At 69.1% G+C, this 6,775-nt stretch carries 6 protein-coding genes; 1 reads left to right on the forward strand and 5 read right to left on the reverse strand.

What is annotated here, in order from left to right; translation table 11 throughout:
- Positions 1 to 28 precede the first annotated feature (28 nt).
- From ACZ7G1_RS18270 to ACZ7G1_RS18290, 5 genes are all read right to left on the reverse strand, one after another.
- Positions 29 to 598, reverse strand: coding sequence for a 2OG-Fe(II) oxygenase (locus ACZ7G1_RS18270; RefSeq protein WP_470878183.1), 570 nt, complete (start codon positions 596 to 598; stop codon positions 29 to 31).
- On the reverse strand, positions 595 to 1,974 hold the full coding sequence (gene cysS / locus ACZ7G1_RS18275; protein ID WP_470878184.1) for a cysteine--tRNA ligase: 1,380 nt from the start codon (positions 1,972 to 1,974) through the stop codon (positions 595 to 597). Before cysS ends, ACZ7G1_RS18270 begins: the two co-directional genes overlap by 4 nt.
- A 51-nt stretch (positions 1,975 to 2,025) precedes the next feature.
- Positions 2,026 to 2,955 carry a hypothetical protein gene (locus ACZ7G1_RS18280; RefSeq protein ID WP_470878185.1) on the reverse strand — a complete coding sequence of 310 codons (930 nt, stop codon included), beginning with the start codon at positions 2,953 to 2,955 and terminating at the stop codon, positions 2,026 to 2,028.
- A gap of 12 nt (positions 2,956 to 2,967) precedes the next feature.
- Entirely contained in the window at positions 2,968 to 4,089 is a 1,122-nt protein-coding gene (locus tag ACZ7G1_RS18285; protein WP_470878186.1) for a sugar-transfer associated ATP-grasp domain-containing protein, read from the reverse strand.
- 105 nt (positions 4,090 to 4,194) lie between these two features.
- Positions 4,195 to 4,395 carry a hypothetical protein gene (locus ACZ7G1_RS18290; RefSeq protein WP_356211210.1) on the reverse strand — a complete coding sequence of 67 codons (201 nt, stop codon included), beginning with the start codon at positions 4,393 to 4,395 and terminating at the stop codon, positions 4,195 to 4,197.
- 420 nt (positions 4,396 to 4,815) lie between these two features.
- Here ACZ7G1_RS18290 and ACZ7G1_RS18295 point away from each other — a divergent pair, with 420 nt between their 5' ends.
- Positions 4,816 to 6,156, forward strand: coding sequence for a helix-turn-helix domain-containing protein (locus ACZ7G1_RS18295; RefSeq protein ID WP_470878187.1), 1,341 nt, complete (start codon positions 4,816 to 4,818; stop codon positions 6,154 to 6,156).
- Positions 6,157 to 6,775: the final 619 nt, after the last annotated feature.

Raw genomic sequence — 6,775 nt, forward strand, 5'->3', positions numbered from 1 at the left:
CCCTCTCTGACAGGGCGGTAGCCGGCGCTCAGAGGCGTTCGGCATCGGTGCGCACGACGAGGGTGACGCGTTCGCCGCTCGTGATCGGCCGTACGCCGTGGATGTGGTCGCGGGTGGCCGGGAAGGCGACCAGACTCCCGCAGGGGGGCTTGATCTCCTGGGCGGGGTTCTCGAAGAAGAGCTCGCCCCCGCCATAGGAGTCTGGTGTGTTGAGCCAGATCACAAGGGTGAGGTCGCCGCCCACGACGGGCTGTCCGTTGGTACGGGCCCGCTCGCGTTCGATGTCGGTGACCTCGTCGTGGTGGGCGACGAAACCGACTCCGGGCCCGTAGCGGTAGACCACCGCGGGCTGGGTGGGTATGCGCTTCGCGGCGATCTCGAAGTGGTCGCGCAGGTAGGGAGCCGAGTAGTAAATGGCCGTCTCCTCCAAGCGCGTCGGGACCTCGACGTACTCGCTCTTCCGCAGCGATTCGTCAATGACGCCCTGGTAGGTGCGCGGGTGGGCGGTCTGGCTCTTCACGTGGTCCATCAGCGCTCCGCAGAGGCTGAGGGGGATCGCGCTCTCCACAACGAGCGGTAAGTGGCTCTTCCAGGTCATGAGGTGGGCTCCTTCCACCAACGGGTGCCTTCGGGCGAGTCTTCGAGGATCACGCCCTGCTCGGTGAGCTGGTCTCGGATGGCGTCGGCCTCGGCGAACTTCCTCGCCGCACGGAGCCGGTCGCGCTCCTTTACGAGTTCGTCAACCGCGGCATCGCTCTGGGCGGCGCCGGAGATGTCGAAGGTTCCGAAGAGGTTGTTCACGTCCTCGATCAACCTCTGAGCGGCCGGTCCGGCAGGCTCGTCCATGCGGTTCTGCTCGCGGATGAACTGGAAGAGGACGGCCAGGGCGCCGGGGGTGTCGAAGTCGTCGTCCAGGCGCTCACGCATCTCCCTCCAGGTGTCGGCGGCGCGTGCGGTGTTCTCCTGGCTGTCCGTGTGCGCGGCGTCGATGGTCCGGGCGAAGTTCTCGATCCGGCGGCGTGCCCCCCGGGCCTGCTCCAGCGTGGAGTCACTCAGCTCCATGGAGGAGCGGTAGTGCTGGGAGAGGAAGGCGTGCCGCAGGGTGCGGAAGTCCGTCCGGGTGAGGGCGTCGCGGATGGTGAGGAAGTTGCCGGTGCTCTTCGACATCTTCTCGCCGTCCACCCGCAGTAGACCGGTGTGCATCCAGTACCGGGCCAGCGGCTCGATGCCGGAGGCGGCTTCCATCTGGGCCACCTCGGCCTCGTGGTGCGGGAAGATGAGGTCCACGGCCCCGCCGTGCAGGTCGTACGAGGGCCCGAAGAACGTCTCCGTGATCGCGGTGTCCTCGATGTGCCACCCCGGCCGGCCCTGGCCCAGCTCGGTCTCCCAGAACGGCTCGCCGTCCTTGCGGCCCTTCCACAGGGCGAAGTCGCCCGGGTTGCGCTTCTTCGAGTGGTCATCGATCCGCGACACCGAGTCCTCGGGACGCAGGTCGGTACGGCCGGAGAGCTTGCCGTACGCGGGGAACGAGGCCAGGTCGAAGTACCAGCCGTCATCGAGCTGATAGGCGTGGCCCCGCTCGATCAGCCGCTTGATCTGGTCCACGATGCCGTCGATGTGGTCGTGGGCCCGGGCGTGGACGTCGACGCGGGTGTTCCCCAGCGCGGCCATGTCCTCCAGGTACTGCTTCTCGAAGAGCGCCGCGATCTCCTCCGGCGGGACGCCCTCCTCCGCCGACCGCCGGATGATCTTGTCGTCCACGTCGGTGATGTTCTGGAGGTACGTGACCTTGTACCCGCTCGCCTCCAGGTACCGGGCGATGAAGTCGAACTGCGTGTACGTCTTCGCGTGCCCGACGTGGCTGGGGCCGTACACGGTGGGTCCGCACACGAACATCCGTACCTCGGCCTCCCGCTCGGGGCGGAACTCCTCCGTCTGGCCGGTGAGCGTGTTGTGGACCTTGATCGACATCATGCCTCCTGTGTAAGCGGATCACGCAGCGTACTGACGCCCGGACATAAGCGTCTAACTGGAAGCGCCGCGCCCGCCGAAGGGGACGAAACGCGGGGACGGCAGGGTGGCGAAAACCGCTGCCTCGTCCCCGAGCAGGTGGTGGTGGGCTTGCTGGTACGCCTTCCGCACGGCCTCGATCGCGCCCGCGCTCAGGTCCATCCCGGCGGACTGGCAGAACTCCCCCAATGCCTCACACCGCCGCTCCAGGTCGACCATCGACAGCGGGTCGCACTGCTGGGCCTCGATCAGCAGGTTCTCCTGCTCACCGCTGATCAGGCCGAGCGCGCCGAGGGAGTACAGCTTCCACTTCATGTTCGGCAGCAGCCGGCCCGAGCGGGCGTACATCCAGTCCACTACCTCGTCCAGCGCCCCCGACAGGACGAAGTGGCCGGTGGGCACCCCGACCCGCCGCGCCATGCGGAGGGGGATCTCACGCACGTCCCAGGTGATCCGGTTGTACAGCCGGTGGGTCTCGCCCTCCAGCCGCTCCAGCTGCTCCCGCGTCTTGTGGGAGATCAGCGCCTCGAAGGCGTCCTCGCGGTCGAACAGCGGCTCGCCCTTGTTCCCGTAGGCGTCGCACTTGTCGCTGTTCCACGTCGTCCGCGGGTCGGCCTCGTACTGGAAGAGGAGCTGGTGGACGTTGACCTCCATCCGTCCCCAGGGCACCGGCAGGTGGAAGCTGAACTCCGGGATCCAGGCAGGGAGCCGGTCACGGACCAGGGCGTACGTGTCCGCCGGCCGCGGCCTCCACTCGTCCTCCTTGATCGGGACGTCGAGGATGACGGCCAGGTCGAAGTCGGAGTCCGTGCTGAACCGGGTGACGTTGCGCGGCGCGACGGCCGAGGAGGAAAGGACGTAGAGCGCCTGGACGTCGGGCATCGCCTTGAGCGTGTTGAGGAGACCCAGGGCCGCGCCACGGGCCTGCATTTTCAGGTTTTCCACGAGAACTCCTGGTCAGATGATCGGGCGATCCATCACGGAGCGGAGCGCGGGGACAAGCTCCAGCGCGACGCCTCCGTGGGTGCGCTGGATGTGTGCGAGGGAAGGGCTGCTGTTTCCCTCGATGACCACAGGTCCCTCGGACGTGAGGGCGATGTCCCAGCCGATGAAGGGAACCTGCGGGAACAAGCGGGCACAGCGAGCGGCCAGCTCCCAGACCTCCGTCATGCGGGAGATCCGGTGCTCGGAGAACGGCACCGAACTGACCCCGTGGCGGGTGTGGGCGTCCAGGTACCGGTCGTAGCCGTGGCGGTCGAGTCTTCCGTCAGGGTGGACTCGGATCTGCATGCCTCCGGCGGCCGAGTTGTCGGTGATGCCCTCGGCGCCCCCGAGTTTCAGCATCACGTACAGGACCTCGGCGACGCCTTCACGCAGCAACGTGATCACGCGGAACGTGTTGAGGGCGTAGGGGTTCAGGACGTCCAGGTCGGGATGCTGCGGGACGTGCTGCTCCACCAGCCACGTACCCCACTGCTGCGCGTAGCCCGTCAGGTCGAAGCCGTCCTCACCAGGTCGGACGATCACGATGCCGGATCCGCCGCTGGAGTAGCGGGAGGGCTTGAGCACCACGCGCTCGAATCCGGTGACGCGATCGAGGACGTCCGGCAGCGCCACCGCCTCGCCGTCGGACATCACGCCCGCGTGGCGGTCGCCACTCGCGATCAGTGCCGGCTGCGGGACGTCGGCCGAGGCGAGGATCTTCTTGCAGGACGTCTTGTCGTCCAGCTCGATCGTGTCGCGGTTCACGCGGGGCAGGAACCGGTGGAACAGGGCCGTCTCCGGCAGGTACGAGCAGGCTCGTTCGGCGGACACCTCGCGCCGGTACCCGCCGTAGCGGAAGTAATGGAAGGGCAGGCAGCGCCACCGCGCGGAGACCTTCACCAGGTCCCCCGCGATACGGGCCATGCTCTTCCGGTCCTCCTCGCGCAGCATCGCGGGAAGGTGCTCGCTCCGCAGCTGCCGCACCTGGTAGGGGAGGAACCGCGCGCTGGATACTCGAGGAAGGACCTCGGTGCGGAACCATTCCTCGGTCACGGCCTGGCGGTGATTGAAGCCGCGGTTCGCGATACCTCGCATGGTGCTCCTCCCGTTCTCAGTGGTCCGGACTTCCGGCGATGGCCAACGTGACGACGAGCGCGGTAACGGCGATGACGTAGGCCAGGACAGCGAGGCGCTGCCTCATCAGGCGGGCCCGATGTTGTCGGCGGCGGTCGCCCAACCAATGCCGTTCGCGGGCTGGATGTAGGCGATGCGGATGAGCCGGCCGCCGTGCCTCTCGTGGACGACTTCCGCCAGCTCCCCTTCGCCCCGGCTCGCGATGTCGCGGACCTGGCGGTGGAGGAGGGGGTGGTCCTCCCGGCCTTCGGCGTCGACCGGATTCACCGCTCGGACTCCTCGCGGTCACCCCCTCCGCGACGGGGGAATCTCGCCGCCCAGCCGGATTCGGCACGGGCACGGGAAGCCGGGCTCGGACCGGTCGGCAGCTCGGGAACGGTGTGCTGACGTCCGCTGGCGCCCGGCGCGCGCACGGGCAGGGGCTGGCTCATCACGGCCTCCTCGGGGGTGGTGCAGCCCGTCACCCACGTGAGGGGGCGTCGATGACGGGCTGCGGTCCTGGCAGCCGTCCGGAATGGTGCGGGGGAGCCGGTTGCCCGGGTGCTCAGCTCCGAACGGCGTGGGGCCCAGTGAACGGCCGCGGACCAGGCGCCCGGAACGTTTCCCGGGGGTTTCTCCAGCGAGAGAAACCCCCGTTTCTCACACGGGAAGTAGCCTCCTGACTACCGATCTGAGGGGAGAGGTGGGATGTCTGACCCGATGGCTCTGCACCCGCTGACCTACGTGCGAGAAGGCAAGGGCTGGGGCAAGGCCGAGTTAGCCCGACTCATGTGCGAACGAGGGGGCGCGCTGGGCGTGCCGCTGGCCACCAACCGGACGACGGTCTGGAAGTGGGAGCAAGGGCAGGAACCTGACTTGGACGCGCAACTGGTGCTCGCCGACCTCCTGGGCATCCCTGGGGAGCACGTGCGCTCGACGGCCTGGCCCCGATGGCTGCCGGCCTGGGAGTCGACGGCACTGGCGGCCCCGTGGACTCCGGCGGGTACCGTGAAGGTGTTCGCTGATCTAGTCAGGAGCGGCCACATGGATCGTCGGGGATTCCTGTCCATCACCGGCGCCGCGCTGACGGGGGTCGCGGCCAACTGGGCAGCCGCTCCAGAGGCGTTCGCCTCGTCATTCGATGGCGACCGCGTCACCGATGCGATGGTGACCACCATCGAAGCCCGCGTGGACACCCTCCGCGTACTCGACGATCAGATGGGCGGCGCCCGCCTCCTGGACCAGGCCACCAGCGACCTCGCCCTGATCGCCGGCCTCCTCGACCACGGGCGCTACACCGACGCCGTCGAACACCGCCTGTACGCCACGGCGGCCCGGGTGTCGTACCTCGCTGGCTGGATGGCCTACGACAAGGGCCTTCGCTCCCTCGGCCAGCGCTACTACGTTGGCGCCCTCCGCAGCGCACACAGTGCGAAGGACGACGGTTTCGGCGCCTTCATCCTGGCCGAGATGGGCGTCCACATTTCCGACTCCGGCGACACGGCCGCGCGCGTGAAGCTCATCGACACGGCCATCGGCAACGCCCCGACGGCCCTCCCGCCGGCGGCGGCCTCATACCTCTACCTCCACCAGGCCGAAGCCCTGTCCCGAGACACCCAGCACGAAGCGGCTGGCAAGTCGCTCAACCGGGCCTACGACCTGTGGGGCGACCACCACGAAGGCGACCGACCCGACTGGCTGGGCTGGTACGGGGAAGCTCAACTCAAGTCCACCGAGGGCAAGATCATGCTGCGCTCCGGCTTCCCCGAGCGTGCCACCAGCGCCCTCGCGGTCGCGGTGGACCAGGCGGTCCCGCGCGACCGCGCCGTACGCTCCGGCCGCCTCGCCACGGCACGCCTGGCTGCCCGGGACCTGGACGGGGCCTTGGACGCCGCCAACCTCGGCCTGGAGCTGCTGGAGAACCGCGTCCGCTCGGACCGTGCATCCGTCCGGCTGGCGAAGTTCAGCGCATACCTGGAGCCGTACGCCGGAGTGCCGTCGGTCCGCGAGTTCCGCGATCGGCTCCAGGCTCTTCCGGCTGTCGCCTGACAGCGTTCCGCTGCCGCCCTGGCCCCGGCGTCGCCCTCCGGCGCCACGACCAGGACACCCAAAGTCCAGCCCGTTCTCTGGCAGTTGCCGATGAGCGCGACCGCTTGCGTCGCGGTCGGCCGGAGCGGCTTTGGCCGGTGTCCTGTTCGGGTTGGGGTCGGGCATGTTCAGGGGGCCGTACGCTGGCCCGGCAACTCGGGCAGGCTTTGATCCTGCCCGGAATTTGAACGAGTGGCCCCCTGGACTTGCCCGACGCGGGCCCCGGCCCGAACAGGTGGGTAAAGCCGTGGAGGCCGGCCGCCCCGGCCACATCTGGGTGAAGAGCAATCCGCGGTGACCCGCGCGGACCTGGCGTACGTCCCGCTGCTGTCGGCCGTGCTCGCCGTGGGGCGACTGGCGGGGTTCTTCACGGGTCTGACTGCCCGCTCCTCGGGCTTTTGCGGCGCGAGCGGACGGGGGCCGTCGCAGGCGGTGGCGGAGACATGGAGCCAGCGGCGGCCTGGGGCCGCCGCGGGGGGGGGGGGGGGGGGGGGGGGGGGGGGGGGGGGGGGGGGGGGGGGGGGGGGGGATCTTTGGTGTGTTTGGGGGGGGGGGGGGGGGGGTGTTTGGGGTTTTTTTG

The organism is Streptomyces sp. NPDC037273 (assembly GCF_055603625.1).